The following is a 24,267-nucleotide window of genomic DNA, read 5'->3' on the forward strand; positions in this document are numbered from 1 at the left end:
TTTAGCGAATTACGAGAACAAAATTCTATCAATGACGAGAAAATAGCACTCGACAAAGTCTACAAGTTTTATAGATTAACCGGCGAGACGGAGGCCTATATGTCCTACATCCAGAACGCCCGGACCGACAATGGCGGCCAGAGGCTGGCCAATGCCCAGGGCTTTCGCCCGGCCTATGCCGGGACTTTCGCCTATCTGATCTTTGTCCTTGCGTTCGTGTTCACCGGGGCGGTGGTGCTGGGCCTTATTCCCTAGAGCGACAGGGACCGCGGTCCATCAGGCTCCTTTTGCTTCCCGCCTGTCGCCAAGCCTCGACAGAGCTTGGATGACGGCGGCGGAATCGGTCAACGCGCCAAAAACGCCATCCTCGACCGTGACCATGTGCAACGCCGCTTCATGCGCTTGCCTGTCGCCACTGGCGCAGGCGTCCGAAATCGTCAGGCACTGGAAGTTGCGGTCGCAGGCTTCGCGCAGCGTGGTGTGGACGCAGACATCCGTCGTGCAGCCGGAAAACATCAGATGTGTGATGCCCCGCGCGCGCAGCACAAGCTCGAAATCCGTATAGGTGAAGGCGCTGTTGCAGGTCTTGTCGACGATGATGTCGTGGGGCGCGACATCGATCTCCGGAACGATCTGGAACCCTGCGCCCGAGCGCAGCAGGACGTCGGTGCCGTCGAGGCCGGCGCGCTCGCGGCGCCATTTCTCGTAGGGCGTCTGTCGGCCATGTCGGCACGGTAACCCTGCCTGGTGTGGACGACGGTCAGCCCGGCCCTGCGCGCGGCCGCGATCAGGCGGTTCACCGTGGGCAGGATCGCCCGCAGCGGCGAGGGGTCATAGCCCTTCCTGGCGAAATAACCCGTCGTCGACAGGAAATCCTGCTGCAGGTCGATGACGATCAACGCGGTGTTTTCGGCAACCAGCCTGCCGTCGTAGGGGTAGTCGAAGGGAATTGCCTTGATCATCGGGAGCTCCATGCCGCCGGATCACTCTAGCGGGTTCGCATCGATGCGGCGACACCGAATGCCGGCGTCGCGCCGTCTGGGAGAACAAGCTGGCGGCCCGTGGCGTTTAAGGTTTCTGGCCGGCAAACTCCCAAATTGTTGAATGAAAGTCATCTTTAATGTTGACTATAACTGTCATGTTTTATAGTCCACCAGTTGGATGTGCTCGGTCTGACGCACGGCACACGGCGCGAGATCATGCAAGGCTATGTGCGGCGATGACTTCGCCAGGAGTGGTGGAACCAGGAATTGGCTGGCCGCCATGGGAACAAGGAAGAAGCTCGTGTCGAGACATGGGTTGTTGGCGACGTTGGTCGCGTCGGTGATCCTGGCGGCGACCGGCACGATGGCCCAGGAGCTACCGGCCGGCGCTGCTTCGGCAGTCGGGGCACCTGCCGCGCCGGCTGAAGCGGCGCAAGCTGGTCCAGCCGCACTCGCGACGCCGGCGCCCGCGCCGCCGGAGGGGGCGGCACCCACGGGGGCGATGCAACTAAACCTGCCGCACGACGACCTGTCGCCATGGGGCATGTTCATGAGCGCTGACATCATCGTGAAGGGTGTGATGATCGGACTGGCCTTCGCGTCGCTGGTCACCTGGACGATATGGCTGGCCAAATCGCTGGAGATACTCGGCGGCAAGCTGCGCGTCTGCCGTGCCGTCCGCGCCATCGGCGATGCCGCGACATTGAAACAGGCGAGCCGCGCGCTCTACCGCTGTGGCGGTCCCGGCGCGCTGCTGGTGCGGGCCGCCGAGGAAGAGACCGCGCTTTCGGCCGGCGTGCTGGATCATGTCGGCGGGGACGGGCTGAAGGAACGGATCGCCTCGCGCCTGTCGCGCATCGAGGCCGCCGCGTCGCGGCGCATGGCGCGCGGCACCGGCCTGCTGGCGACGATCGGTTCCACCGCGCCTTTCGTCGGCCTGCTCGGCACCGTCTGGGGCGTCATGAACGCCTTCATCGGCATTTCGCAGGCGCAGACCACCAATCTCGCCGTGGTCGCGCCAGGCATCGCCGAGGCGCTGCTGGCCACCGCGATGGGGCTGGTCGCGGCAATTCCCGCCGTCGTCATCTACAACGTCTTCGCCCGCTCGATAGCCGGCTACCGGCAGATTCTGGCCGACGCTTCGGCGAGCGTCGAACGGTTGGTCAGCCGGGAGCTCGATTTCCGTACTGTCGCGCCCGCGACAGCGCCGGCGGCCGAGTAGCGGAGCAAGACCATGGGCAGCCGAATGCGCCAGGCCATGGACGACGATCTCGAGGAAAGCCACGAGATCAACGTCACGCCGTTCATCGATGTCATCCTTGTGCTCCTGATCATCTTCATGGTCGCCGCGCCGCTGGCGACGGTGGATGTCAATGTCGACCTGCCCGGCTCGACCGCAACGCCGGTGCCGCGTCCCGAGACGTCGCTTTTCCTGACATTGAGGGCTGACCTCACGCTTGCCATCGGCAATGACAGCGTGCCGCGCCCGGCTTTCGCCGCCACGCTCGACAGCCGCACCAAGGGCGACAAGCAGACGCGGATCTTCCTGCGCGCCGACAAGGCGGTCGCCTATGGCGACCTGATGGAGGCGATGAACCTGTTGCGTGGCGCCGGCTATCTGAAGGTGGCCCTGGTCGGCCTGGAGACCGCGCCCGCCGATGCGGCCGCACCGGTGCCAGGCGCGACGGCCGCCCCATGACCCCATCGTCCGCCTCGCCCACGGTGGTGCTGTCGCGCTTCGGCTGGCGCGACCTTGGCCTCTGGGCATGTGCGGCGGTGCTGATGCTTGGGGCGCATGCTGCGGTCGCTTATGCCGTGCAGGATTTCAGTCCGGTCGAGCTGTCGGATAGCGGGCCGCCGCCAGCTCCGGCAATCGAAATGGTACAGATGATGGTGACGCCGGCGGTCTCCGAGCAGGCCGCCATGCTCGATCCGGCGATCCCCGACCAGACCGAGCCGGTCGAAGAGACCGGGAAGACCGCCGAGGCCGAGCCCGACAAGCTGGTCGAGCAGGTGGAGCCTGCCGCCGAGCCGAAGTTGTCGCCGCTGGACGAGCCCAAGGAGATGACGAAGGCCGAACCGGTCGACCAGCCGCCGCTGGAGGAGGTCGTGCCCGCCGCGGCCGTTACGCCAGACGTGGCCGTTCCACTGCCGCGACCAAGGCCGGTCGAGGAGCCAAGGGAGGAGCAGCCGGTCCAGGCCAAGACGAAGAAGCCGGCCGAAAAGTCCAGGCCGCGGCCAAGGAGGGAAAAGGCAGAACCGGCAAAGATGGCGGCCAACGCAAGCGCGGAGGCGAGACCGTTGGCCAGGGCGGCCGCGCCGAAATCGGCGTCCGGGGTTTCGGGTATCGGCCGAGCCAAGTGGGAGTCCCGTCTGGCGGCATGGATCAATCGGCACAAGCGTTATCCCAGCGGGGCGAGGTCCAGGCGCTCGCAGGGCAACACCAACGTGGCCTTCACGATGGATGCCTCAGGCCGGGTGATCTCAGCGCGCGTGGTCCGTTCGTCGGGCGATCCTGAGCTCGATCATGCCGCGCTCGCGGTGCTGCAGGGTGCAACGGTGCCGCCGCCGCCGCCGGAACTTGGCTCGCGCGTCAGCCGCACGGCACCATTTGTGTTCAGTCTGCGGGACTAGAGCTTTGTTTTCACGCAATTCCGGACGGAAAACCGCTACGCGGTTTTCCTGGAATGCTCTAGCCGCCGCCGCCCATGCGTTGAAGCACGAATGGAACGGTGTCTATCGCTGGCTCATGGACTGGCAGAGCGCCTCGACCTGTTCCAGGTAGAAGCGGCATCTGGTGCGCAGGATTCCGAGGTTGGGATCGCTGGCGCCATTGATGTCGATGGACTGCATCATGAAGTCGAAATGGGCGTGAAAGGCATCGGCCGCGCCCCACAGGCTGTCGGCATGCCACGTGTCGGCCATTGCCATGGAAATCAGCTGCCGCGCCTCCGCGCGGGCGGCATCGGGCGAGCCCGGCCGGCTGGCGATCAGGGCATTCAAACGGGCAAAGACGCTTTCGCTGGCGTCGGCGCTCCTGATGGTCGCGATCATGTTCATTTTCTGGTCCCCTCAAATTTGTGCGCATGAATGTCCGCTTGGTAGGCCGCGGGCGATCAGGTCCGCGGCGGCCTTTCTCGGCAGCGCAGCAAGCTTTGCGGCCCGCACAGCGTCTGCGACCGGTTCGGCAGCGAGCCAGCCGCCCCGCATAGCCTGATAACTGCACCGCGCTACGCTGTCCGCGGCTGAGCGTGGTTGTCTTTCACGCGTGCCTTGGCGTGCACAGGGTTGCCGTTGAGCTGCGTATGTCTGGCCGGCCGCGCGCCGCGCAAGACATCAAAGGCCTCGGCATAAGCCATGCCGAGCAGATAGGAGATCATGGGAAAACGGCTTGCTTCGGCCATCTGCACCAGCTCATTGGTCATCGTCGCGATATATTGAAGGCTGTCGAGATCTGACTGGCGTAAGGACCGATTTGGCATGTGCTGCTCCTGTTATCGGATGGAACTCTGGAACGTGTACCGGCTGCCCCGGATATAGTGAGGCGGCTAATTGATCGAATGGCCCGCCGAATGCGGGTCAGGTTCCGGAGTTGAGAGCGTCAACGCATAGACGGGTGCGTCGGTGAGGCGGTCGAGGCCCAGCAGGCGTTTGATTTCCGAATGGCTCAGCGCGGCCGTTGGGCAGGCCGACAGGCCGTGCCTGGTTGCCGCCAGCATCATGTTCTGGCCGATATGGCCGGCCTCGATCAGCACGACGCGGTAGGCGTTGGCGTCCTCATATTTCCACATCGTGCGATCGAGCCTGGCGCAAAGCAGAACGAGACACGGCATGGCGTCAACCCATTCCTGTCCGCCGACCAGTTCCGAGATCTTCGGCAGATGATTGGCAGAAATCCTGCCGAGATCATGTTCAGCGGCGGAATAGTGATAGACGCCGGGCTCCAGACCTTCGACGCCAAGCGCAACCACATAGGCCTCATAGGGGTTTCGCGCACCGCCCGAAGGGGTCATGCCGAGCGGCAGGGCGCCGACGCAATTGCGGGTCTCGCCGGTAATGCCCATGCCCGCGAAAAGGCAATCCGAAAGCTGCCGCAAGGTGATGGTTGGTGCCGCCGCGGTGCGGTTTGTGCGGCGCCTGGCCATCAGGGTCAGAAGCTCGTTGTCGGCCAGCGCGTCCGGCAGACGGATGGCGTCCGCGGCATTCCTGAGCAGGAGGTCCGGCTGCGCGACATGGCCGGCGCGTTCGATCTGCCGCGCCTCCGCCTGTTCGATGGTCATGAACTCCGAGTCCTGGACGCAGAAATGCATCAGCGCGGTCGGCAGGCCCCAGCCCCATTGCCCGGAGAACTGTGTTTCCTGTTCGGCGAGCGGCGAGCCGGCAGTGACGAGGGCGGAAAAATCGAGCAGTTGCGGGACGATGGCGTTCAGGTCCGCCTTCGACCAGCCGTGGGCGCGGGCGATCTCCGCCGCGGAAGCCCATTCATCCCAGGAAGCGAGGAGGCCGACCACTTCGGGGCTGCATTCGAAGACGCTTCTGGTCAGGAAGTTGCAGGCTGTGACCTTGTTGGTCCCAGGGTAGAAGACGAGCGTTTTTGAGGAGCGCATTTTCATGATGCTGAGTGCCATTCGTGGACGCGAAGCGCCGACAGGCGGATGCCCGTCGGCGCCGAACGACTTCAGCGCTTGTTGTAGTGCATGCCCTGCGAGAAGAAGACGGTCTGCGTGCCGGCTGCAACCGTCAGCTTCGGGGCATTGGTCACTTTCTTGGCCATTTTCGTTCCCTTTCCCGACCCCCCAATGGGATCTGTTGAAGGATCCCACAAGGGATCCGCGACAAGAAAGGTAAGGTCGAAAGAGTTAATGATTTGTTAAAATTGCAGTAACTCAACTATGAGCTAAAATATCTTTCTTGGTGTTAAAGTCTAAAGAATCGATTTTACTCAGATAGGGAGTAAGCAATGGTCGGCATACGCTTTTTCTGGATGTTCTTATTCCTATTTAGCGTAAGCAAGCGGGCTAATCGAGCCCATCCCGGGCAAGGCTGACGACAAGCTGATCGATGCTGGGATCGTCGAGCCTGACGACATGCGCCATGCGGATCGCGTGCCTGGGCCGGATATTGGACATGTCCTGCCGCATGATGACCGACACGAATGCCGGCCCAGCTTCGGTCAGAAGCATGGCCTTGCCTGTCAGCACCGGTTCGGAGATCGGTGCCCATTGCACCGAAATCAGCGACGGCTCGCCGGTCTGGCGGCGGTTGATGCCGCTGAAATAGATCCAGTTGAGGCGCGAAATCGCCACGCCATAGTGATTGCCGCGCGCCCGCGCCCAGGTCGAGCCGCCGCGCTCCGACCATCCGGTTACCCTGCGGAACGTCACCAACTCGGCCTCGCGGCGTATGAAGGTCACCGAACGCATCAGCAGGTCGGAGCGGGTCGGGATCGAAAAATAGGTGAAATAGGTGCCGCCCGCGATCGACGGGGCGGGCGGACGGATCATCTGGATGAACAGGCTTTCGGAAATCGGTGGCAGGCCGGCAACCGGGAGATCCGGAGTGCCGGGATCCCGGTAAAGTTCGGCTTCATCGATGCTGAAGTAGTCGCAGATCAGCTTGGCCGTGGCCTTGTTGGGAACGGTCTGCCCTTGCAGGTAACGCTCGAACTGCGTACGGTTGATGCCCAACTCGCGGCATACCGCGCTAATGGAGGCATGGTCCTTGCAGAGCCGTCTGAGATTTGCAGCGAGATTCTCGCGAATTGACACGTCTTTGCTTTCGCAGGCGAATTTTCATTTCGACTCGAAAATCCCTATAGCGCCATCGGTCGCCCCGCCGAAACGCCTGACCACAACACACAGGAAAAACTGATTTGGTGACGTCAGTCTAATGGGACGGCTTGCGAAAAAAAAATAGCGCAATCCGACAGCGACCATCGCCATAAGTCCAATTGACAATTGTCTTGCGAGGAAACCCGCGAAATCGCATAGGGCCTTTTTTGGGCTATCGACGCGGCGAACGGTGCTTGCGCCTCGCCGGCGCAGCGAAAAGTGGAGAATGATTATTCCGCTGGTGGAGCTGAGGAGGATCGAACTCCTGACCTCGTCATTGCGAACGACGCGCTCTCCCAGCTGAGCTACAGCCCCGTCCAGCGGATGGCGCATTTATCGGGCGACGCGGTTTCCTGTCAAGGCGGCGCTTCATCGAAAACCGAACGCCGGCCGCGCGGCGCAAGCCTGCCCTTGCCGGTTTGGCGCGTAATGGCTACATGTCGGCAACAACCGGAGACCGGCATGCTCGCCCTCATTCAAACCATCGTCATGGCGCTCGACCTCTATTGGTGGGTCATCATCGCCTCGGCGATCTTTTCCTGGCTCTATGCCTTCAACGTCGTCAACTCGCGCAACCAGTTCGTCGGCAGCATCGGCAACATGCTCTACCGGCTGACCGAGCCGGCGCTGCGGCCGATCCGCCGATTCATGCCCGATCTTGGCGGCATCGACATCTCGCCGATCATCCTGCTGCTGATCCTGTTCTTCCTCAGGCAATTCATTCTCACCACGGTCGCGCCGCTGCTGCTGGCCTGATCGCATGGGCGAGCCGTACCGCATTCGCGAGAACGGCATTGATCTGTTTGTCCGGCTGACACCGAAAGCGGCGATGGACCGGATCGATGGCGTCGAGGCGTCAGCAGACGGACGAAGTCACGTGAAGGCGCGGGTCCGCGCCGTGCCGGAAAACGGCGCCGCCAATCAAGCGCTGGAGAAGATGGTCGCCAAGGCGCTGGGTGTTCCGGCATCGGCCGTTTCGGTCGTTGCCGGCGGCACGGCCCGGCTCAAGACGCTGCGCATTGCCGATGATCCGGAGGCGCTGGCAAGAGGTGTCGAAGCGCTTTTCCAGAATTGAGATGCGGGCCGTACAGCGCCCCCTGTCCTGCCGGACATCTGCCCCGCTTGACCGAGATTGGCAGTTCAGGCGCCGACTCCTCAATCGCCCAGCGGCAAACGCGGGTCGTCGACCTTCAATGTGTTCACGCTCTGCTTGATACGGCGCAGGTTCTCCAGCACCTTCGGGCCGCGCGTCTCGGCAACCGATGTCACGATCATGTCGACGATCGCCAGCAGCGCGTAGCGCGACGATGTCGGCTTGTAGATGTTGCCGTCCTCCAGCGGCAGCAGATGGATGACCGTGTCGGCGGCCTTGGCCAATGCGGAGTCGGGCGCGGTGACGGCCACCGTGGCGGCGCCATATTGCTGGGCGACCTGCACCGCCTCGATGACCGAGCGCGCATAGCCCGAGACCGAGAAGGCGACCACGGTGGTGTCTGGCGTGGCGACGGCGGCGTACATGCGCTGCAGTTGGCCGTCGATCTGCGCCAGAACCGGCAGGCCGAGCCTGAACAGCCTGTTCTGCATTTCGGTCGCCATCATCGAGGAAATGCCACCCGAACCGATGCACAGCACGTTGCCCGACGCCGCAAGGCGCGCGGCGACATCGACCAATGTCGTCATGTCGAGGTTCTCGCCGGCGCGCTGGATGGCTGTAACAGCCGCTTCGGTGATGGCCGACGCAATGCGCTGCTCGCGCGCGTCGCGGCTCAGCGGCTCCGGTGACAGATACTGGCCGCCGATGGCAATGGCCTGCGCCAGGTAGAACTTGAAGTCACGCAAGCCCTCGCAGCCGAGGTTGCGGCAAAACCGGGTGACCGTCGGCTCACTGACGCCGACGCGCGCGGCGATCTCGGAGATCGCCGCCTTGGAGGCGAAGTCGAGGTCGGACAGAACGAGGCTTGCCAGCCGCCTATCCGACTTGGTGCCGTCCTGCGACATCAGCTGCAGCCGCGTGATGATGTCGGCCGGCGTCTTCATATCCGGGTTTCCGTCGTCATCTCAGTGGCAGGCCCGTCGCCGTGTCGAACAGATGGATGTTGCCGGGATCGACCGAGACCGGGAGCAGTTCGCCTGGCCGGACCGGCACACGGTCGCGGAACACGGCCCGCACCGTGTCGGCGCCGATGGCGCCGTAGACATGGGTTTCGGAACCAGTCGGCTCGACGACGTCAACCTTGAGCGCCATGGCGTCGGCGGCTTCACCGATGATGAAGTGCTCGGGCCGGATGCCGGCTTCGACGGCACTGCCTGCCGGCACCGGTTTGCCGGCGAGCGCAAGCCGCCCGCCGCCGGCCGACTCGAACCAGGTCTGGTCGGGGGTCGTCTTCAGCGCTCCGGAAACAAAGCTCATCGACGGCGAACCGAGGAAGCCGGCGACGAACTTGTTGGCCGGCCGGTCGTAGAGCTCCAGCGGTGCCCCGACCTGCTGGATCCTGCCGCGGTCCATCACCACGATGCGGTCGGCCATGGTCATGGCCTCGATCTGGTCGTGGGTGACGTAGACGATGGTCGACTTCAGCCGCTGGTGCAGCGCCTTGATCTCGGTGCGCATCTGCACGCGCAATTGGGCGTCGAGGTTGGAGAGCGGTTCGTCGAACAGGAATACCGACGGCTCGCGCACGATGGCACGGCCCATGGCGACGCGCTGACGCTGGCCGCCCGAGAGCTGGCGGGGGTAGCGGTCGAGATAGGAGAATAGGTTGAGGACGCCGGACGCCTTCTTGACCTTCTGATCGATGGCGGTGCGGCTCTCGCCCCGGATCTTCGGGCCGAAGCCGATATTATCCGATGCCTTAAGATGCGGAAACAGTGCGTAGGACTGAAACACCATGGCGATGTTGCGCTGCTGCGGCGGCAGGTCGTTGGCGCGCGTGCCGCCGATCAACAGATCGCCGGAACTGATGGTCTCCAACCCCGCCAGCATGCGCAGCAAGGTCGACTTGCCGCAGCCGGATGGGCCGACCAGCACGACGAACTCGCCGCTCTTGATGTCGAGGCTGATGTTCTCGAGGATTTTGTGCTGGCCGAAGGATTTCGACAGGTTGCGAAACTCGACGTCGGTCATGGTCACGCTCCCAATATGTCGTCGATGAACGGCAGGCAGCCGGCGGTCAATCCCGCATCCACGGGCATCACCACGCCTGTTACGCCCGAGGCGCGGTCGGAAGCAAGGAAAGCCACCGCTTCGGCCACTTCCGAGGCATTGACGATGCGGCCGAGCGGATAAAGCCGCTTGAGCTTGCCCAGGATCTCCGGGTCCTTGGCGAGGCGATGGTCCCAGGCGGCGGTGCGGATCGATCCCGGGCAGACCACATTGGCGCGCACGCCGCTGCGGCCCAGCTCGACGGCGATCGATTTGGCATAAGCGTTGATGCCGGCCTTGGCGGCGGCATAAGCGGGGTTGCCGAAATGCGCGATGGCGTTGACGGAGGAGATGAAGACGACGCTGCCGGAACCGCGCGCGGCCATCGCCTTGGCGATGGGGTCGGCGAAAACCATTACCCCGGTGAGGTTGAGGTCGAGTTCATGCTCGATCCTGTCCGCCGTCAGGGCATCAAGCGTCTCGGCGCGGGTCCAGCCGGCATTGTTGATCAGGATATCGGGGACGCCGTCCTTTTCGAGCACGGCGGCGGTCGCGGCTTCGATGGAAGCGCGATCGAGAAGGTCGAAGACATGGCGCGAGGCAAGGTGCGGGCTCGCCAGCGCCTCCCCGGACTGGTCGCAGCCAACCACCCGCGCGCCCCTGGCCGCCAGCAGCGCAACGATCGCCGAGCCAAGGCCGCCACCGGCGCCGGTGACAACGACGGTCCTGCCTTCGAATTCGGCTCTCGAAACCACGGCGCTTGCTCCTCCCGCAGGTCAGACAGATGCCGGCAGGCTAGAGAATCGAATGTAATTAAGCAACATGATAATCCGCTTGCATGCCGCCAATTCCTCGATAATGTAGGAAAGTCACATAAATCCTGGCTCGGCGCCGGCACAGGCGCAAAGGTGCGGAACAAATGGGAGAGATCGGATGAACCTCGCGAAATGGACTGCCGGCCTGATGGCCGGAATGGGCATGCTCGCCTACGCGGCGCAAGCGGAGGCAGGCGAAGTGCGGGTTACCGTAGCCGAATACAGCGCCAAGACCGGCCCCTATTTCGAGCAGGTCAAGAAGGAGTTCGAGGCGAAGAACCCTGGCATCACGGTCAAGTTCGAAGTGGTGCCGTGGGATGTGCTCTTGCAGAAGCTGACCACCGACATCACCGCCGGCACCAATGCCGATCTGTCGATCATCGGCACGCGCTGGCTGATCGACTTCGTCCAGCAGGATGTGGCCGAGCCGCTCGACAGCTACATCACGCCCGAATTCAAGGGCCGCTTCATCGATACCTTCCTGTCGCCGTCGATCATGGGCGGCAAGACCTATGGCCTGCCGATCGCCGCCTCGGCGCGCGCCATGTACTACAACAAGGAGCTGTTCGAGAAAGCCGGCATCGCCAAGCCGCCGGCAACCTGGACCGAACTGCAGGAGGATGCGCGCAAGATCAAGGCGCAGGGCGCCTTCGGTTTCGGCCTGCAGGGCAAGGAGATCGAGACCGACGTCTATTACTACTACGCCATGTGGTCGCAGGGCACCGAGATCCTCAACAAGGACGGCACGTCGGGCCTGAGCACGCCCGGTGCGCTCGAAGCCGCCAAGCTCTACAAGTCGATGATCGACGAGGGGCTGACCGAGCCCGGCGTCACCTCCAACAACCGCGAGGACGTGCAGAACCTGTTCAAGCAGGGCAAGGTCGGCATGATGATCACGGCGCCTTTCCTGTCCAACCAGATCAAGGATGAAGCGCCGAACCTCAAATACGGCGTGGCCGCCATCCCGGCGGGCCCGACCGGCGCACGTGGCACCTATGGCGTCACCGATTCCATGATCATGTTCAAGAACTCCAAGAACAAGGACGAGGCCTGGAAGCTGATGGACTTCCTGTTCACCACGGAGCAGCGCGCCAAGTTCACGCAAGGCGAGGGCTTCCTGCCGGTGAACAAGGAAGAAGCCAAGATGGACTACTACGTCAACAACGCCGATCTGGCCGCCTTTACCGCTCTGCTTCCGGATGCCCGTTTCGCGCCGGTCATCCCGGGCTGGGAAGAAGTCGCCCAGATCACATCGGATGCGATGCAGAAGATATATCTCGGCGGCGACCCCGAGGCAGGTCTGAAGGAGGCGGCGGCCAAGGCCAACGCCGTGTTGAAGAAGTAGGGCCGTGCTCAAGAAATAGGGCGTATCTCCCTGCGCCCGTGGCGCGCCCCCGACTCAGGCGGGGCGCGCCACACTCACCCCAGTCTCCAGGCAAAGGATAGATCGCGAGTGTCAGCGCCGCCCAGCCAGACTCCTTTCCTCTCCCCCGATGGACGGGGGAGAGGAAAGGCCCCCTTCCGCAACTGCTGCAGAGGACGGGTAGGCAGGTGAGGGGCAGCGCAGACGTCTGGAGGGAATTCGGAACCCGGCGCCTAGAGCATGATGCCGAAAAGTGTGAAATGGTTTTCGGATGACATCATGCTCTATCTCTTTGATTTAGAGACGGATTCAGATTTCAGGTCGACTCGACCTGAAATCATCCGGCTCTAGGAGAACAGACCGGAAATAGTCCCGCTGGCAAGCAGCGCCACCGATGCCTCGCAATGCGGTATAAACCAGCCGATGCAAACTCGCTTTCTGCCCTATCTCCTGACCTTGCCGAGCCTGTTCCTGGCGGCGGTGGTCATCTTCTGGCCGGTCTGGGACCTGATCCAGATATCCACCCATGACGTCAGCCGCTTCGGCCAATTGCGCGAGTTCAGCGGTCTTGCCAATTTCGCGGCGCTCACCGCCGATCCCGATTTCATCGCGGCTCTCTGGCGCACGGGGGCGTGGACGGTGCTGGTGGTTGGCGGTGCGCTGCTGGTCTCGATCCCGGTGGCGATGATCCTCAACACCGATTTCTACGGCCGCGGCCTTGCGCGCGTCATCATCATGCTGCCCTGGGCGGTGTCGCTGACCATGACGGCGGTTGTCTGGCGCTGGGCGCTCAGCGGCGAAAGCGGCATGCTGAATTCGGCGCTGATCGGGCTCCGTCTGATCGACCACAACGTCCAGTGGCTCGCGAGCGCCGAGACGGCGTTTCCGATGCAGGTGCTGATCGGCATCTTGGTGACGGTGCCGTTCACCACGACAATCTTCCTCGGCGGCTTGTCGTCGATCCCGGACGATCTCTACGAGGCGGCCGCTCTCGAAGGAGCGACGCCGCTGCAGCAGTTTCGCGAGATCACATTTCCGTTGCTGAAGCCATTCATCAACATCGCCATCGTGCTCAACACCATCTACGTCTTCAACTCGTTCCCGATCATCTGGGTGATGACACAGGGCGGGCCGGCCAACTCGACCGACATCCTGGTCACCCATCTCTACAAGCTGGCGTTTCGCATCGGCAAACTTGGGGAGGCGTCCGCGGTGTCGCTGGTGATGTTCGCCATATTGCTGGTCTTCACCATGATCTATGTGCGGCTGGCCATGCGGGAGCAGCGCGCATGACAAATGGACTCACGACCGGCAAGCTAAAACGCACCATCATCGCCTGGTTGCTGCTGGCGCCTTTGATCGTGGTGACGCTCTTTCCTTTCGCCGTGATGTTCCTGACGGCAGTGAAGCCGCGGACCGAGGTGCTGACACCCACCTGGTGGCCGAGCGAGTTCCACTGGTCGAATTTCTCCGACATGTGGGTGGCGACCGGCTTCGGCCAGGCGCTGGTCAATTCCCTCTACGTGTCTGTGATCGCCACCATCGGCGCCATCTTGATCTCGGTGCCGGCGGCTTACGCAATGTCACGCTTCCGCTTCGCCGGCTATGGCGCCTTCCGCCAGTTCCTGCTGATCTCGCAGATGATCTCGCCGATCGTGCTGGTGCTCGGGCTGTTCCGGCTGATGGCCGCCTGGGGGTTGGTCGAAAGCACCACCGCGCTCGGCTTCATCTACATGGCCTTCAACGTCGCCTTCACGGTCTGGATGCTGCAGAGCTACTTCGACACCATTCCGCGTGATCTCGAGGAAGCCGCCTGGATGGAAGGTGCCGGCCGCTGGCTGACGCTGCGAAAAGTGTTCCTGCCGCTCTGCCTGCCGGCGATCGCGGTGACGGCGATCTTCACCTTCATCAACGCCTGGAACGAGTTCGTCGTGGCGCTCACCATGCTGCGCAGCCAGGAGAGCTACACGCTGCCGATCCAGGTGTTCTCGCTGGTCGCGGGCCGCTACACGATCGAATGGCACCACGTCATGGCCGCGACGCTGCTGGCGACGCTGCCGGTGGCGATCCTGTTCGTCTGGCTGCAGCGCTATCTTGTCCGGGGGCTGGCGCTCGGGGCGGTCAAATAGCAGTCGGTGATTCCAGGAAAAGTGCGCAGCGGTTTTCCGTCCGGAATTACGAAAAACAAGAAGTTCACGGAGCATTCATGCGAATCTTCACCGCCTCGCTGGCCACGGAAACCAACACCTTCTCGCCGGTGCCGACCGACCGGGCCTCGTTCGAGATGGCGTTCTATGCCGGGCCGGGCAAGCATCCGGAAACGCCGACCCTGTGCTCCTCGCCGATCGTGGCACTGCGCCGGCGCGCGGCAGCGGAAGGTCTCACCGTGATCGAGGGCACCGCGACCTGGGCCGAGCCCGGCGGCCTGGTGCAGCGGCAGACCTATGAAGCGCTGCGCGACGAAATCCTCGGTCAACTGAAGGCCGCCTTGCCGGTCGATGCCGTCATGCTGGGCCTGCATGGCGCGATGGTGGCGCAAGGCTATGACGACTGCGAGGGCGACCTGCTGGAACGGGTTCGAGGCGTCGTCGGACCCGACGTGGTGATTGCCTGCGAGTTCGATCCGCACAGCCATCTGACGCCGAAGCGCGTGGCGGCGTCCGATATCATGGCCTATTTCCTCGAATTCCCGCACACCGATTTTTATGAGCGCGGCGAGCACGTGGTCGAACTGGGGCTTGCCGCTGTGCGCGGCGAGATCAAACCCGTCATCTCGACCTTCGACTGCCGCATGATCCAGGTGCTGCCGACCAGCCGCGAGCCGATGCGATCCTTTGTCGACCGCATCAAGGCGCTGCACGGCAAGGACGGCGTGCTGTCGGTCTCGGTCATCCACGGCTTCATGGCCGCCGACGTGCCGGAGATGGGCACGCGCATCCTGGTCATCACCGACAATGACAAGGCCAAGGGCGATGCGCTGGCGGAGCGGCTGGGACGCGAACTCTATGCCATGCGCGAATCGACGGCGATGACGATGCTGAGTGCGGCCGAGGGCATCGAGCGCGCGCTCACGGTGCGTGCGCGGCACAAGCCGGTGGTCATCGCCGATATCTGGGACAATCCCGGTGGCGGGGTGCCGGGCGACGGCACCATCGTGCTGCGCGAACTCCTGGCGCGTGGCATTACGAGCGTCGGCGTGGCGACGATCTGGGATCCGATCGCGGTGACCTTCTGCCGGGCGGCGGGCGAGGGCGCGGTCATCGACCTGCGCTTCGGCGGCAAGGCCGGGCCGCAGGCCGGAGAGCCGATCGACGCGCGCGTCACCGTGCTGAAGGCTGTCAGCGAAGGCTGGCAGAGTTTCGGGCCGAGTCGCGTGACATTGGGACCGTCAGCGGTCGTGCGCATCGAGGGCACCGAGATCGATGTGATCCTGAACACCAACCGCACGCAGACCTTCGAGCCGGATGTCTTCTCCAATATCGGCGTCGATCCGCTGTCGAAGGACATCTTGCTGATCAAGTCGACAAATCATTTCTACGCCGGCTTCGAACCGATCGCTGCCGAGATCATCTATATCGCGGCGCCGAGTTCGTATCCCAGCAATCCGGCGGCGACGAATTACACGAAGCTGACGCGACCAGTGTGGCCAAGGATGGCTGATCCGTGGGGCGCGGGGAGGTGACTTTGATGATCTCCCCCCTTGAGGGGGAGATGTCGCCGAAGGCGACAGAGGGGGTCGCCCGAACTGCCGCAACGTCATGCAACGGCAAAAAAGGAAGGGCCAGCGCTCCACGCGCAACGACCCCCTCTGGCCGCTTCGCGGCCATCTCCCCCTCGAGGGGGGAGATTAGCCGGCGCTATACCAATCCCCGCTTGACCATCATCGCTTCAGGCGAGGGCATCTTGCCGCGAAATGCGGTGTAAAGTTCTTCGGGATCCTTCGAGCCGCCGGCGGCGTAAATATTCTTCCTCAGCCGCTCGGCCAGCGACGGGTCGAAGGGATCGCCCGTCTCCTCGAAAGCGGCGAAGGCGTCGGCGTCGAGCACTTCCGACCACATGTAGGAATAGTAGCCGGCCGAGTAGCCGTCGCCCGCAAAGACATGGCCGAAATGCGGGGTGCGATGGCGCATCGCGATCGTGTCGGGCATGCCGAGCTCTGCCAATGTTTCGGCCTCGAAACGAAGCGGCTCTTCCGGGGCATCGGGCCGTGCATGGTAGGCCATGTCGATCAAGGCGGAGGCGGTGAACTCGACGGTGGCGAAGCCGGCGCCGAAAGTACGCGCGGCCAACATCTTGTCGAGCAGCGCCTTCGGCATCGGCTGGCCGGTCCTGACGTGCAGGGCATGCTTTTCCAGCACCGCCGGCACCGTCAGCCAATGCTCGTAGAGCTGCGAGGGCAATTCGACGAAGTCGCGGCTGACCGAGGTCCCGGAAACCGACGGCCAGGTGACGTCGGTCAGCATGCCGTGCAGCGCATGACCGAACTCATGGAACAAGGTCTTCGCCTCGTCGACTGACAACAGGGCTGGTTCACCCGCCGGCGGCTTGGCGAAGTTCATGATGTTGTAAATCACCGGCTGCGAGCCATGGCCGAGACGATAGCCGGACTTCAGCGCGCTCATCCAGGCGCCGGAGCGTTTTGAAGGTCGCGCGAAATAGTCGGCCAGGAAAAGGCCGCGCTCGCTGCCATCGGCGTTCTTCACCACGAACACGCGCGCGTCCGGATGCCAGGCCGCAATGCCTTTCTTCTCCTCGAAAGTGATGCCGAACAGCCGCGTCGCCACGTCGAAACAGGCGTTGATGATGCGGTCGAGCTGGAGATAGGGCTTCAGCTCCGCTTCGTCGAAAGCGAATTTCTCGGCGCGCAGTTTCTCCTGGTAGAAGCGCCAGTCCCAGGCAGCGAATTTTTCGTTGCTGCCGGCCTCGGCCGCCAGCCGCTCCAGCTCCTTCTGGTCGGCGGCAGCCTTCTCCAGCGCCTTTTCCCAGACCGGGTCGAGCAGCGCATGCACCGCTTTCGGTGTCTTGGCCATCGTATCGTCGAGCTTGAGCGCGGCGAAGGAGGCGTAGCCGAGCAGCTTCGCCTTCTCGGCGCGCAGCTTCAGCATGTCGCGCACCACGGTCGTGTTGTCCGACGCACCGCCATTCTGGCCGCGCATGGTGAAGGCGCGATAGGCGATCTCGCGCAGGCCGCGGCGTTCGGAGAACGTCGTGAACGGCTCGTAGATAGAGCGCGACAGGGTGACGGCGTAGCGGCCCTTCTGGCCGCGCATCTCGGCGGCCTCGGCCATCGAACTTTTCACGAAATCCGGCAAGCCGGCGAGGTCGGCCTCGTCGAGGAACAGCGCCCAGTCGCGCTCGTCGGCCAGCACGTTCTGGCCGAAGGTCGTGCCGAGCGACGACAACTCTTCGCTGATTTTGGCCAGCCGCTTCTTGCCGTCGGCGTCGAGCTTGGCGCCGGAGCGGACGAAGCCCTTCCAGGTCTTTTCCAGCACCCGCAACGTCTCGGCATCGAGCTTCAGCGCTTCGCGGCGCTGGTAGAGATCGTCGATGCGGGCAAACAGCTTCTCGTTCATCGAGATCGCCGAGAAGTGCCGCGACATCTTCGGCGAAATATCGCGCTCCAGCGCCTGGATCGTCTCGTTGGTGTAGGCGCCGGCGCGGCACCAGAAGATCGACGACACGTGGTCGAGCGCCTCGCCGCCGAGCTCCAGCGCGGCAAGCGTGTTCTCGATGGTCGGCACGTCCTTGTTGGTGGCGATCACGTCGATCTCGGCTTCATGCGCCTTCAGCGCCGCGTCGAAGACCGGGGAAAAATCGCCGTCGCCGATATCGGCAAAATCCGGCAGGCCGAGCGGCCCTCGCCACGCGGTCAACGGATGGACGGTGAGATCGACGGCTTTCGTGGAGGGCATTGAGGGTCTTTCGCTGGCGTCAGGAAGGAGGTGTCACCGATGTAGGGCTCGGCCCGCCGACCCGCAATATGCCAGTGGGCCGATCCGCCTCAGTAGCCTTCGCAGTTTTCGGCGATCGCCGCTTGCGAGCTGGCGGTGATGCGGTTGCCCGCTACCGCGAAGGTTTCCTGCATCAGCATGTCATTGTTGGGGAAGTCGTAGCAGGCGATCACCGTGGTGACGCCGCCTTCGCTCTTCTCGATGCGGTGGCGGATCGCAGCCCCTGCAGCCGCACCTTTCCATTCGTCGAGCGAGGCGATGAATTCCTGTTTGCTCTGGACGACGCCGAGGTCGTCGAGCTCGATGCGGACGTCGTCGGCGAGCAAGTCCGCCAGTTCGGTGCGATCGGCGACCAGCAGCGCCGAATACCAGCGGCTGATGATGGCGCGGTCATCGGCGCGAGCGGCCACGATCGCCAACAGCAACAAGGCTGCCGTCAAAACGCCCGCCCGGACGCCCGTCAGCTGGCGCGCCGTAGCGCTCATTCCAGCACGGGCCGCTCGAAATCGCCGGTCTCCTTGTTCATCGCCCAGAGCTCGCCGGTCGAAATGTCGAACCAGGCGCCGTGCAGCGACAGCCGCCCCTTGCCTTCGAGGATCGACACGCAGGGAAAGGTCCTGAGATTGGCGAGGGAATACCGGATCGAGATGCGCTCCAGCGCCGTCTGGCGCTCGGTCGCCGTCATGAAGGTGCTGGACGAGACCGTCTCCGCGGCCGGCGCGATCAGGCTCATCCATTTGCCGATGAAATCCCCGGGAGACAGGGGAGCCGAGGTGGTGTCGAGCGCGGCGCGGATGCCGCCGCAGCGGCCATGGCCCATGACGACGATGTTCTTGACCTTCAGGCTCTGCACCGCGAATTCGAGAGCCGCCGAGGTCGAATGGAATTCGCCGTCCGGCTCGTAAGGCGGCACCAGATTGCCGACATTGCGCAGCACGAAGAGTTCGCCGGGACCTGCGTCGAAGATCGCTTCGGGCGCCGCGCGCGAATCGCAACAGGCGACGATCATGGTTTCTGGCGCCTGGCCTTCGCGGGCGAGCTCGCGGTAGCGGCCGCTCTCGGTGAGATAGCGGCCATTCATGAAATTGCGATAGCCGGCGAGGAGGTGGTCGGGAAGATGAGGCATGGGCGGCTAAGGCCTTTCCGGTTGGAGGCGGCAGCTCGTTGCGGTCGACGAAACGCTCTAGCGGCAAACGCCCGCGATGAGCAATGCGGAATTGCGGCGGCTGGCCATAAATCCCAGGCGCCGAAGCGCAACGCCCGCCGACATGGTCACGCCCAGATAGCGACCTGTATGCCAAAATCGTCGGCGAGCGGCGGGTCGGGAAACGGCTTTGCTTCGCCGCTGGCGATGCGGCCGGCGATCAGCATCATGGCCGCCGCATCGAGGAAATCGTCGGCGGCCGCGCCGCGCGGCGGCGGCCGGTCGAGGAAGTCCATGTCATAGCCGTGCCGGCAAAGCAGCGCCTTGCGCTCCGCCATGCCGGCCGGATTGACACTGCCCCGGATCTTCTTCGGCAACAACATGGCCCGGTCGCCATTCAGGCGGCAGAAGGCGACTTCCGGATGCGATTCGAAGACACGGCCGCGCAGCTCGGGCCGCGCGATCAGCAACGCGTCGATCTCTCGTATCTTCGAAAAGATGCCGAAAGCCTGGATGGAAACGCCGCGCGGTGGATCGGATGTCGTCCTGGCCACGTCGCTCGCCCTCCCGTGTGCCGCGTACCAGGCTTCGATCGTGGTGAAGCCGCCGGTATCGGCATAGAGCGCGGCACGGGACGGGATCGAGAAGACGCTGGACTGGCGCGCGCCAAGCAGCGGCCGTACCAGCGCTTCCGGCCCGCGCCCGCCCCTGCTGGAGAACTCGGGCAGGCCGATCGGCATGTCGACGGCGACAACCGCATTGTAGGGACTAGCCGCGAGCAAATCGGAAAAGCTGTCAAAGACCTCGACGGTCGGCGAAGCGCCAGGCGCGCGCCGCACGGCGATCCAGCCGGCCTTGCAGCCGTCGGCGCCGACGAGCACGGTGCCGGCCGGGGTCACGCCCGGCGGTCCCGCCCCGGATGCGTGAGGTGGCGAAGCTGGACCATGGCCATCGGATGCGACAGGCTCTGCGCGTCGGTTTCGAGCTGCAATTCATCGCCGCCGCGCTTGGCGGTGCGCGCCAGGATCTCGTAGACCGCCGCCGTGGTCGACTGCAGCGCCTTGATCGGCGGCTGACCGGAGAGGATGCGCGCCAGATAGACGGCCGCCGTGAGGTCGCCAAGCCCGTTCGGCGGCTTGTCGATCAGGCGGTGTTCTGCGAGCAGCGCCTGGGTGCCGTCGAGCAGCAAATTACCGGTGCCGCCCGTCATCATCGATTGCGCGGAGGTGACCAGCATGGTCGACGGTCCGGCGTGGAGGGCGGCCGAGATCACCGATTTCAGATCGGGCAGCGGCGCGCCGGCCATCCATTCCAGCTCGTAGCGGTTGGGGGTGGCGATATCGGCGATCGGCATCAGCCGGTCGCGCATGGCGGCGGCCGTGGGCTCGGGCACATAAAGCCCACCGGAATCACCCATCACCGGATCGCAGATATAGACGGCGCCAGGCGTCCTGGCCTTGACCGCGGCGACCAGCGAAGCGACCGCCTCGGCCTGTCCGGCCTCGCCAAGGTAGCCGGAAAGCACGGCGCCGACTTCACCCAGCCATGGCGCACGCTCGAGATCGGCCATCAGCGCCTTGAACTGGTCGAGCGGCGGCACGATGCGGGTCGCCCGCCCATGGCCGGGATGCCAGGGCAGGATGATTGTCGGCACCGCCCAGACCGGAAAGCCCAGTGTCTCCAGCGCGAAGACGGCGGCGCGGTTGCCGACCGAACCGCGCGCGACATGGCTGGAAATGACGATGACCGCGCGCGGCGCGTCGGCTTTTTCGGCGCTCATTGTTTTTTGATTCCTAGCTGCCCCGGGTGAGGAAAAGCACGAGCCAGACCATCAGGCCCAGCGCCAGAAGCAGGCCGAGTATCCTGCCAACGCGCGTGCCCCAGACCTCGATCGGGTCCGTGCGGTCGGCATCGGCCGCCGAGACGTGGTCGCGCATGCTTTTTGTCGTCCGTGCCACGAAAGAGTTGCCGGCCGGATCGGTCTCCTGCGCGACGCGCTGGAGGATGCGGCGCGATTCGTTGTCGCTGTCCTGGCGCTTCGCCATGATGATGTCCCGTTCTGCTCGAACCTTATCGCGTTCGCGGGGCCAATCACAGGGCCTTTCGCGGGCACCATCCGTGCCGAGCCTGCAGCGGAGGTCGAGGCCGTTTTCTTGCACGCCGATTGTGGTAATGCTTCGCATGCAACTTCTATCGAGGGACCCCATGATGCCTGCCCAGCGCCTTGCTCGACCATCGACATTCCGCACGCTGCCCGCCTTCCTGATGATGGCAATCGTGATGCCGCTGCTTGCCGGCTGCGGCTACAACACCATCCCGACGGCGGAAGAGAACGCCAAGGCGGCATGGAGCGAGGTGCTGAACCAGTACCAGAGGCGCGCCGACCTGATCCCCAACCTGGTCGAGACGGTCAAGGGCTATGCCTCGCATGAAAAGGACACGCTCGACGCGGTGGTCGAGGCGCGCGCCAAGGCGACGCAGATCACGGTGACGCCTGATACTCTGAAGGATCCCGAAGCCCTCAAGAAGTTCCAGGATGCCCAGGCAGGGCTGACCAGCGCGCTGTCGCGGCTGATCGCGGTGTCGGAGGCCTATCCCGACCTCAAGGCCAACCAGAATTTCCTGGCGCTGCAGGCGCAGCTCGAAGGCACCGAGAACCGCATCGCGGTGGCGCGGCGCGACTATATCCAAGCTGTCAGGGACTATAATCTGACACTGAGGACGTTCCCGTCGGTGCTGTGGGCGACCTTGTGGTTCCGCGGCAACCAGCCGTTCGCCAATTTCACCGTCGACGAAGACAAGATGCAGCCGCCGAAGGTCGATTTCGGTACGAAGCAGGGCGGGTGACAGCGGGGGTCGACGTGTTGACCTTGCGGACCGATGAGGGGCGAGACGTCGTTCGTCTCGTCGCCGTGGCGCTCGTCATCCTGCTGCTGCCGTTCGCTGCGTTCGCCGCCGATCTCCCGGCGCTCACGGGCCGTGTGGTCGACAATGCCGGCATCATCGATGCCGGCACGAAAGCGGCATTGGCGCGCAAGCTGGCGGACTTCGAAACCAAGGGCTCCGACCAGATCGTCGTCGCCACCATCCCCAGTCTCGACGGTGAGGAGATCGAACCCTACGCCAACCGGCTGTTCCGCTTCTGGAAGCTCGGCCAGGCCAAGGAGAACAACGGCGTCCTGCTTCTTGTCGCGCCAAACGACCGCAAGATGCGCATCGAGGTCGGCTACGGGCTGGAAGGCACACTGACCGACCTGCACACCAAGCTGATCATCGAAAACGACATGGTGCCGGCATTCCGCGCCGGCGATTTCTCCGGCGGCATCTCGAAGGCCGTCGACGACATGATCATGGTGCTGCAAGGCAATCCGGAGGAACTGGAGGCGCGCGGCAAGCGCAACCAGCAGGCGCCGTTCAATGCCGACAATCTGTTCTTCGCCATCTTCATCGGCATCTGGCTGATCATCGTGTTTGGCAGCGTCGCGGCCTCGGTCCTGCCGCCGATCTTCGGGCAGAAGCTTGGGCCCGGACGCTATCGCTGGCTCGGCATGACCTTCGAGCCTGGCCGCCGGTCCTCATCCGGTGGCGGCTGGTCGTCGGGAAGTTCCGGCGGCGGCTGGTCTTCGGGTGGCGGCGGCGGTGGCTTTTCGGGCGGCGGCGGTTCGTCCGGCGGCGGCGGTTCCTCGGGAAGCTGGTGAGACAAGATCATGGCAACACGACCGATCAGTCCGCAGGATCATGAGCGCATCGCCGACGCGATCCGGTCCGCGGAATCCAGGACCGATGGCGAGATCTATTGCGTCATGGCGCATGCCAGCGACGGCTATTTCGCCCGCGCCGCGCTGATGGCGACGCTCGCCATGCTGATCGTCAGTCTTGCCGTCGCCTATGGGCTGGAAACCTGGTGGCTCACTATCCGCCTGCCGCATTTCGTCATCGCCCAGCTGCTGGCGCTGGCCTGCGTGCTGGCCCTGTTGTGGGCGCTGCCGGGCCTGGGCATCCGTATGGTGCCGCTACGGCTGCGCTACCAGGCAGCGCACGCCAATGCGATCAAGCAGTTCCTCGCCCGCAATGTCCACCGCACCACGGCGCGGACCGGCGTGCTGATCTTCGTCTCGATCGCCGAGCGCTATGCCGAAGTGGTCGCCGATTCAGGCATCGACGCCAAGGTCGGCCAACATGTCTGGGACGGAGTGGTGCGCGATCTCACCGCCCATGCCGGCGACGACCGGCTCGCCGACGGCTTCGTCAAGGCGATCGAGCAGGTGGGGGCGGTGCTGGCTGAGCACTTCCCGGTCTCGACGGGCGACACCAACGAGCTGGATGATCACCTGATCGAAATCTGAGAGCCTTTCGACCGACGCCGCCTTGCCAGATCCGCCCGTTTCCGGGCGGGCCCCTCCCGATGTCGGCAGTGTAGGATCGGCTGTGAGAAAGCGGCTGGCGGGCCGCCGGGACTCTTGCAATCGGCCGATGCGGGTCTATGGTTAACAAATCATGAATACGCTGACGATCGACATCCGGAAAGCCGACCCACGCGATGCAGGCGCCATCGCCGAAGTGCATCTGGAAGCCTGGCGCGGCGCCTATTGCGGGATCATTCCGCACCGCACGCTGACGTCGATGATCAACCGCCGCGGCGCCGACTGGTGGGCGAATGCGATTCGCCGTGCCGCCACGGTTCTGGTGGTCGAGATCGGCGGCACGATCGCCGGCTATGCGACGATCGGCAAGAACCGCGCCCGGGAACTCAAGCAGCAAGGCGAGATCTACGAACTGTATCTGCGCCCGGAGTATCAGGGCATCGGCCTCGGCCGGCGGCTGTTTTCGGCGGCCAGGGCGCGACTCGCTGATCATGGCTTGAAAGGCATGGTGGTGTGGGCGCTTGAAGACAACCAGAACGCGCTGGCCTTCTATGCAGGCGCCGGCGGCCGTGACATTGCCGAGGGTGTCGAGATCTTCGAGCAGAAGGCGCTGAAGAAGGTCGCCTTCGTCTGGGAGTGACCGCCGGGACCATCGCGGAAGGCGAAGTCCCGGG

At 64.0% G+C, this 24,267-nt stretch carries 27 protein-coding genes, 1 tRNA gene and 1 pseudogene; 14 read left to right on the forward strand and 15 right to left on the reverse strand.

Going from position 1 to position 24,267, the window contains the following annotated elements; all coding sequences use genetic code 11:
• The first annotated feature begins 99 nt into the window (after window positions 1-99).
• On the forward strand, window positions 100-255 hold the full coding sequence (locus LB556_RS15725; RefSeq protein WP_224568518.1) for a hypothetical protein: 156 nt from the start codon (window positions 100-102) through the stop codon (window positions 253-255).
• A gap of 21 nt (window positions 256-276) precedes the next feature.
• Here LB556_RS15725 and LB556_RS15730 read toward each other — a convergent pair.
• A pseudogene (locus tag LB556_RS15730) lies at window positions 277-962 on the reverse strand (cysteine hydrolase family protein).
• A 322-nt stretch (window positions 963-1,284) separates the two neighbouring features.
• On the opposite strand from LB556_RS15730, the gene exbB reads away from it, so the two are divergent.
• Genes exbB through LB556_RS15745 form a run of 3 tightly spaced genes read left to right on the forward strand, consistent with a single transcriptional unit; the run spans window position 1,285 to window position 3,617 of the window.
• Complete coding sequence (exbB, locus tag LB556_RS15735; protein ID WP_224568519.1) at window positions 1,285-2,205, forward strand: tonB-system energizer ExbB; 921 nt, start codon at window positions 1,285-1,287, stop codon at window positions 2,203-2,205.
• A 12-nt stretch (window positions 2,206-2,217) separates the two neighbouring features.
• Window positions 2,218-2,682, forward strand: a complete 465-nt coding sequence (exbD, locus tag LB556_RS15740) for a TonB system transport protein ExbD (protein ID WP_224568520.1) — start codon at window positions 2,218-2,220, stop codon at window positions 2,680-2,682.
• Entirely contained in the window at window positions 2,679-3,617 is a 939-nt protein-coding gene (locus LB556_RS15745) for a TonB family protein (RefSeq protein WP_224568521.1), read from the forward strand. Before exbD ends, LB556_RS15745 begins: the two co-directional genes overlap by 4 nt.
• 102 nt (window positions 3,618-3,719) lie before the next feature.
• On the opposite strand, the gene LB556_RS15750 is transcribed toward LB556_RS15745, so the two are convergent.
• The 5 genes from LB556_RS15750 to LB556_RS15770 all read right to left on the reverse strand — a co-directional run bounded on the left by LB556_RS15750 (window position 3,720) and on the right by LB556_RS15770 (window position 7,129).
• Window positions 3,720-4,043, reverse strand: coding sequence for a hypothetical protein (locus LB556_RS15750; protein WP_224568522.1), 324 nt, complete (start codon window positions 4,041-4,043; stop codon window positions 3,720-3,722).
• Window positions 4,044-4,213: 170 nt separating this feature from the next.
• Window positions 4,214-4,465, reverse strand: coding sequence for a hypothetical protein (locus LB556_RS15755; protein WP_224568523.1), 252 nt, complete (start codon window positions 4,463-4,465; stop codon window positions 4,214-4,216).
• Between the two features lie 66 nt (window positions 4,466-4,531).
• Entirely contained in the window at window positions 4,532-5,590 is a 1,059-nt protein-coding gene (locus LB556_RS15760; protein ID WP_224568524.1) for a SagB/ThcOx family dehydrogenase, read from the reverse strand.
• A gap of 411 nt (window positions 5,591-6,001) precedes the next feature.
• Entirely contained in the window at window positions 6,002-6,751 is a 750-nt protein-coding gene (locus LB556_RS15765) for a helix-turn-helix domain-containing protein (protein WP_224568526.1), read from the reverse strand.
• 302 nt (window positions 6,752-7,053) lie between these two features.
• Window positions 7,054-7,129, reverse strand: a tRNA-Ala gene (locus LB556_RS15770).
• Between the two features lie 147 nt (window positions 7,130-7,276).
• On the opposite strand from LB556_RS15770, the gene LB556_RS15775 reads away from it, so the two are divergent.
• Together LB556_RS15775 and LB556_RS15780 are read left to right on the forward strand one after the other, a co-directional pair.
• On the forward strand, window positions 7,277-7,570 hold the full coding sequence (locus LB556_RS15775) for a YggT family protein (protein WP_015315112.1): 294 nt from the start codon (window positions 7,277-7,279) through the stop codon (window positions 7,568-7,570).
• Between the two features lie 4 nt (window positions 7,571-7,574).
• Window positions 7,575-7,889 carry a DUF167 family protein gene (locus tag LB556_RS15780; protein ID WP_224568528.1) on the forward strand — a complete coding sequence of 105 codons (315 nt, stop codon included), beginning with the start codon at window positions 7,575-7,577 and terminating at the stop codon, window positions 7,887-7,889.
• A gap of 80 nt (window positions 7,890-7,969) precedes the next feature.
• On the opposite strand, the gene LB556_RS15785 is transcribed toward LB556_RS15780, so the two are convergent.
• The 3 genes from LB556_RS15785 to LB556_RS15795 are packed head-to-tail and all read right to left on the reverse strand — an operon-like array spanning window position 7,970 to window position 10,711.
• Window positions 7,970-8,851 (reverse strand): MurR/RpiR family transcriptional regulator, encoded by an 882-nt coding sequence (locus LB556_RS15785; protein ID WP_224568529.1) that lies wholly within the window; start codon window positions 8,849-8,851, stop codon window positions 7,970-7,972.
• Window positions 8,852-8,867: 16 nt separating this feature from the next.
• On the reverse strand, window positions 8,868-9,938 hold the full coding sequence (locus tag LB556_RS15790) for an ABC transporter ATP-binding protein (RefSeq protein WP_224568531.1): 1,071 nt from the start codon (window positions 9,936-9,938) through the stop codon (window positions 8,868-8,870).
• A 2-nt stretch (window positions 9,939-9,940) separates the two neighbouring features.
• Entirely contained in the window at window positions 9,941-10,711 is a 771-nt protein-coding gene (locus LB556_RS15795) for an SDR family NAD(P)-dependent oxidoreductase (RefSeq protein ID WP_224568533.1), read from the reverse strand.
• A gap of 178 nt (window positions 10,712-10,889) precedes the next feature.
• Here LB556_RS15795 and LB556_RS15800 point away from each other — a divergent pair, with 178 nt between their 5' ends.
• The 4 genes from LB556_RS15800 (at window position 10,890) to LB556_RS15815 (ending at window position 15,816) form a co-directional block, all read left to right on the forward strand.
• Complete coding sequence (locus LB556_RS15800; protein WP_224568535.1) at window positions 10,890-12,116, forward strand: ABC transporter substrate-binding protein; 1,227 nt, start codon at window positions 10,890-10,892, stop codon at window positions 12,114-12,116.
• 441 nt (window positions 12,117-12,557) lie between these two features.
• Window positions 12,558-13,427: a carbohydrate ABC transporter permease gene (locus LB556_RS15805; protein ID WP_224568537.1), complete on the forward strand. Its 870-nt coding sequence runs from the start codon at window positions 12,558-12,560 to the stop codon at window positions 13,425-13,427.
• A complete protein-coding gene (locus LB556_RS15810; protein ID WP_224568539.1) occupies window positions 13,424-14,263 on the forward strand; it encodes a carbohydrate ABC transporter permease in 840 nt (279 codons plus the stop codon). Before LB556_RS15805 ends, LB556_RS15810 begins: the two co-directional genes overlap by 4 nt.
• A gap of 77 nt (window positions 14,264-14,340) precedes the next feature.
• Window positions 14,341-15,816, forward strand: coding sequence for a M81 family metallopeptidase (locus LB556_RS15815; protein WP_224568541.1), 1,476 nt, complete (start codon window positions 14,341-14,343; stop codon window positions 15,814-15,816).
• Window positions 15,817-15,991: 175 nt separating this feature from the next.
• On the opposite strand, the gene LB556_RS15820 is transcribed toward LB556_RS15815, so the two are convergent.
• From LB556_RS15820 to LB556_RS15845, 6 genes are all read right to left on the reverse strand, one after another.
• Window positions 15,992-18,046, reverse strand: a complete 2,055-nt coding sequence (locus LB556_RS15820; protein ID WP_224568543.1) for a M3 family metallopeptidase — start codon at window positions 18,044-18,046, stop codon at window positions 15,992-15,994.
• An 89-nt stretch (window positions 18,047-18,135) separates the two neighbouring features.
• The gene (locus LB556_RS15825) at window positions 18,136-18,570 is read right to left on the reverse strand and encodes a nuclear transport factor 2 family protein (protein WP_224568545.1); all 435 of its coding nucleotides are present in this window, start codon (window positions 18,568-18,570) and stop codon (window positions 18,136-18,138) included.
• Complete coding sequence (locus LB556_RS15830) at window positions 18,567-19,211, reverse strand: carbonic anhydrase (protein WP_224568547.1); 645 nt, start codon at window positions 19,209-19,211, stop codon at window positions 18,567-18,569. The genes LB556_RS15825 and LB556_RS15830 overlap by 4 nt, the downstream gene beginning before the upstream one ends.
• A 146-nt stretch (window positions 19,212-19,357) precedes the next feature.
• A complete protein-coding gene (locus tag LB556_RS15835) occupies window positions 19,358-20,128 on the reverse strand; it encodes a DUF429 domain-containing protein (RefSeq protein ID WP_224568549.1) in 771 nt (256 codons plus the stop codon).
• Entirely contained in the window at window positions 20,125-21,009 is an 885-nt protein-coding gene (gene pdxY / locus LB556_RS15840; RefSeq protein ID WP_224568551.1) for a pyridoxal kinase PdxY, read from the reverse strand. Before pdxY ends, LB556_RS15835 begins: the two co-directional genes overlap by 4 nt.
• A 13-nt stretch (window positions 21,010-21,022) precedes the next feature.
• On the reverse strand, window positions 21,023-21,274 hold the full coding sequence (locus LB556_RS15845; RefSeq protein WP_224568553.1) for a hypothetical protein: 252 nt from the start codon (window positions 21,272-21,274) through the stop codon (window positions 21,023-21,025).
• 163 nt (window positions 21,275-21,437) lie between these two features.
• Here LB556_RS15845 and LB556_RS15850 point away from each other — a divergent pair, with 163 nt between their 5' ends.
• From LB556_RS15850 to LB556_RS15865, 4 genes are all read left to right on the forward strand, one after another.
• Window positions 21,438-22,076, forward strand: a complete 639-nt coding sequence (locus LB556_RS15850) for a LemA family protein (protein WP_224568714.1) — start codon at window positions 21,438-21,440, stop codon at window positions 22,074-22,076.
• A 65-nt stretch (window positions 22,077-22,141) separates the two neighbouring features.
• Window positions 22,142-22,927, forward strand: a complete 786-nt coding sequence (locus LB556_RS15855; RefSeq protein ID WP_224568715.1) for a TPM domain-containing protein — start codon at window positions 22,142-22,144, stop codon at window positions 22,925-22,927.
• A gap of 9 nt (window positions 22,928-22,936) precedes the next feature.
• Entirely contained in the window at window positions 22,937-23,575 is a 639-nt protein-coding gene (locus tag LB556_RS15860) for a TPM domain-containing protein (protein WP_224568555.1), read from the forward strand.
• Window positions 23,576-23,726: 151 nt separating this feature from the next.
• Window positions 23,727-24,233 (forward strand): GNAT family N-acetyltransferase, encoded by a 507-nt coding sequence (locus LB556_RS15865; protein WP_224568557.1) that lies wholly within the window; start codon window positions 23,727-23,729, stop codon window positions 24,231-24,233.
• The last annotated feature ends 34 nt before the right edge of the window (window positions 24,234-24,267 follow it).

Source organism: Mesorhizobium sp. ES1-4 (assembly GCF_020164745.1).
Lineage (GTDB): Bacteria > Pseudomonadota > Alphaproteobacteria > Rhizobiales > Rhizobiaceae > Mesorhizobium.

Excerpts from the sequence above, each read along its gene's own strand:
- LB556_RS15865 (WP_224568557.1), top strand. The coding sequence starts at position 23,727 with ATGAATACGCTGACGATCGACATCCGGAAAGCCGACCCACGCGATGCA.
- LB556_RS15760 (WP_224568524.1), bottom strand. The coding sequence starts at position 5,590 with ATGCGCTCCTCAAAAACGCTCGTCTTCTACCCTGGGACCAACAAGGTC.
- LB556_RS15800 (WP_224568535.1), top strand. The coding sequence starts at position 10,890 with ATGAACCTCGCGAAATGGACTGCCGGCCTGATGGCCGGAATGGGCATG.
- LB556_RS15745 (WP_224568521.1), top strand. The coding sequence starts at position 2,679 with ATGACCCCATCGTCCGCCTCGCCCACGGTGGTGCTGTCGCGCTTCGGC.
- LB556_RS15775 (WP_015315112.1), top strand. The coding sequence starts at position 7,277 with ATGCTCGCCCTCATTCAAACCATCGTCATGGCGCTCGACCTCTATTGG.
- LB556_RS15825 (WP_224568545.1), bottom strand. The coding sequence starts at position 18,570 with ATGAGCGCTACGGCGCGCCAGCTGACGGGCGTCCGGGCGGGCGTTTTG.
- pdxY (WP_224568551.1), bottom strand. The coding sequence starts at position 21,009 with ATGAGCGCCGAAAAAGCCGACGCGCCGCGCGCGGTCATCGTCATTTCC.
- LB556_RS15845 (WP_224568553.1), bottom strand. The coding sequence starts at position 21,274 with ATGGCGAAGCGCCAGGACAGCGACAACGAATCGCGCCGCATCCTCCAG.
- LB556_RS15830 (WP_224568547.1), bottom strand. The coding sequence starts at position 19,211 with ATGCCTCATCTTCCCGACCACCTCCTCGCCGGCTATCGCAATTTCATG.
- LB556_RS15750 (WP_224568522.1), bottom strand. The coding sequence starts at position 4,043 with ATGAACATGATCGCGACCATCAGGAGCGCCGACGCCAGCGAAAGCGTC.
- LB556_RS15850 (WP_224568714.1), top strand. The coding sequence starts at position 21,438 with ATGCCTGCCCAGCGCCTTGCTCGACCATCGACATTCCGCACGCTGCCC.
- LB556_RS15810 (WP_224568539.1), top strand. The coding sequence starts at position 13,424 with ATGACAAATGGACTCACGACCGGCAAGCTAAAACGCACCATCATCGCC.
- LB556_RS15820 (WP_224568543.1), bottom strand. The coding sequence starts at position 18,046 with ATGCCCTCCACGAAAGCCGTCGATCTCACCGTCCATCCGTTGACCGCG.
- LB556_RS15755 (WP_224568523.1), bottom strand. The coding sequence starts at position 4,465 with ATGCCAAATCGGTCCTTACGCCAGTCAGATCTCGACAGCCTTCAATAT.
- LB556_RS15860 (WP_224568555.1), top strand. The coding sequence starts at position 22,937 with ATGGCAACACGACCGATCAGTCCGCAGGATCATGAGCGCATCGCCGAC.
- LB556_RS15805 (WP_224568537.1), top strand. The coding sequence starts at position 12,558 with ATGCAAACTCGCTTTCTGCCCTATCTCCTGACCTTGCCGAGCCTGTTC.
- LB556_RS15780 (WP_224568528.1), top strand. The coding sequence starts at position 7,575 with ATGGGCGAGCCGTACCGCATTCGCGAGAACGGCATTGATCTGTTTGTC.
- LB556_RS15790 (WP_224568531.1), bottom strand. The coding sequence starts at position 9,938 with ATGACCGACGTCGAGTTTCGCAACCTGTCGAAATCCTTCGGCCAGCAC.
- LB556_RS15725 (WP_224568518.1), top strand. The coding sequence starts at position 100 with ATGTCCTACATCCAGAACGCCCGGACCGACAATGGCGGCCAGAGGCTG.
- LB556_RS15785 (WP_224568529.1), bottom strand. The coding sequence starts at position 8,851 with ATGAAGACGCCGGCCGACATCATCACGCGGCTGCAGCTGATGTCGCAG.
- exbD (WP_224568520.1), top strand. The coding sequence starts at position 2,218 with ATGGGCAGCCGAATGCGCCAGGCCATGGACGACGATCTCGAGGAAAGC.
- LB556_RS15815 (WP_224568541.1), top strand. The coding sequence starts at position 14,341 with ATGCGAATCTTCACCGCCTCGCTGGCCACGGAAACCAACACCTTCTCG.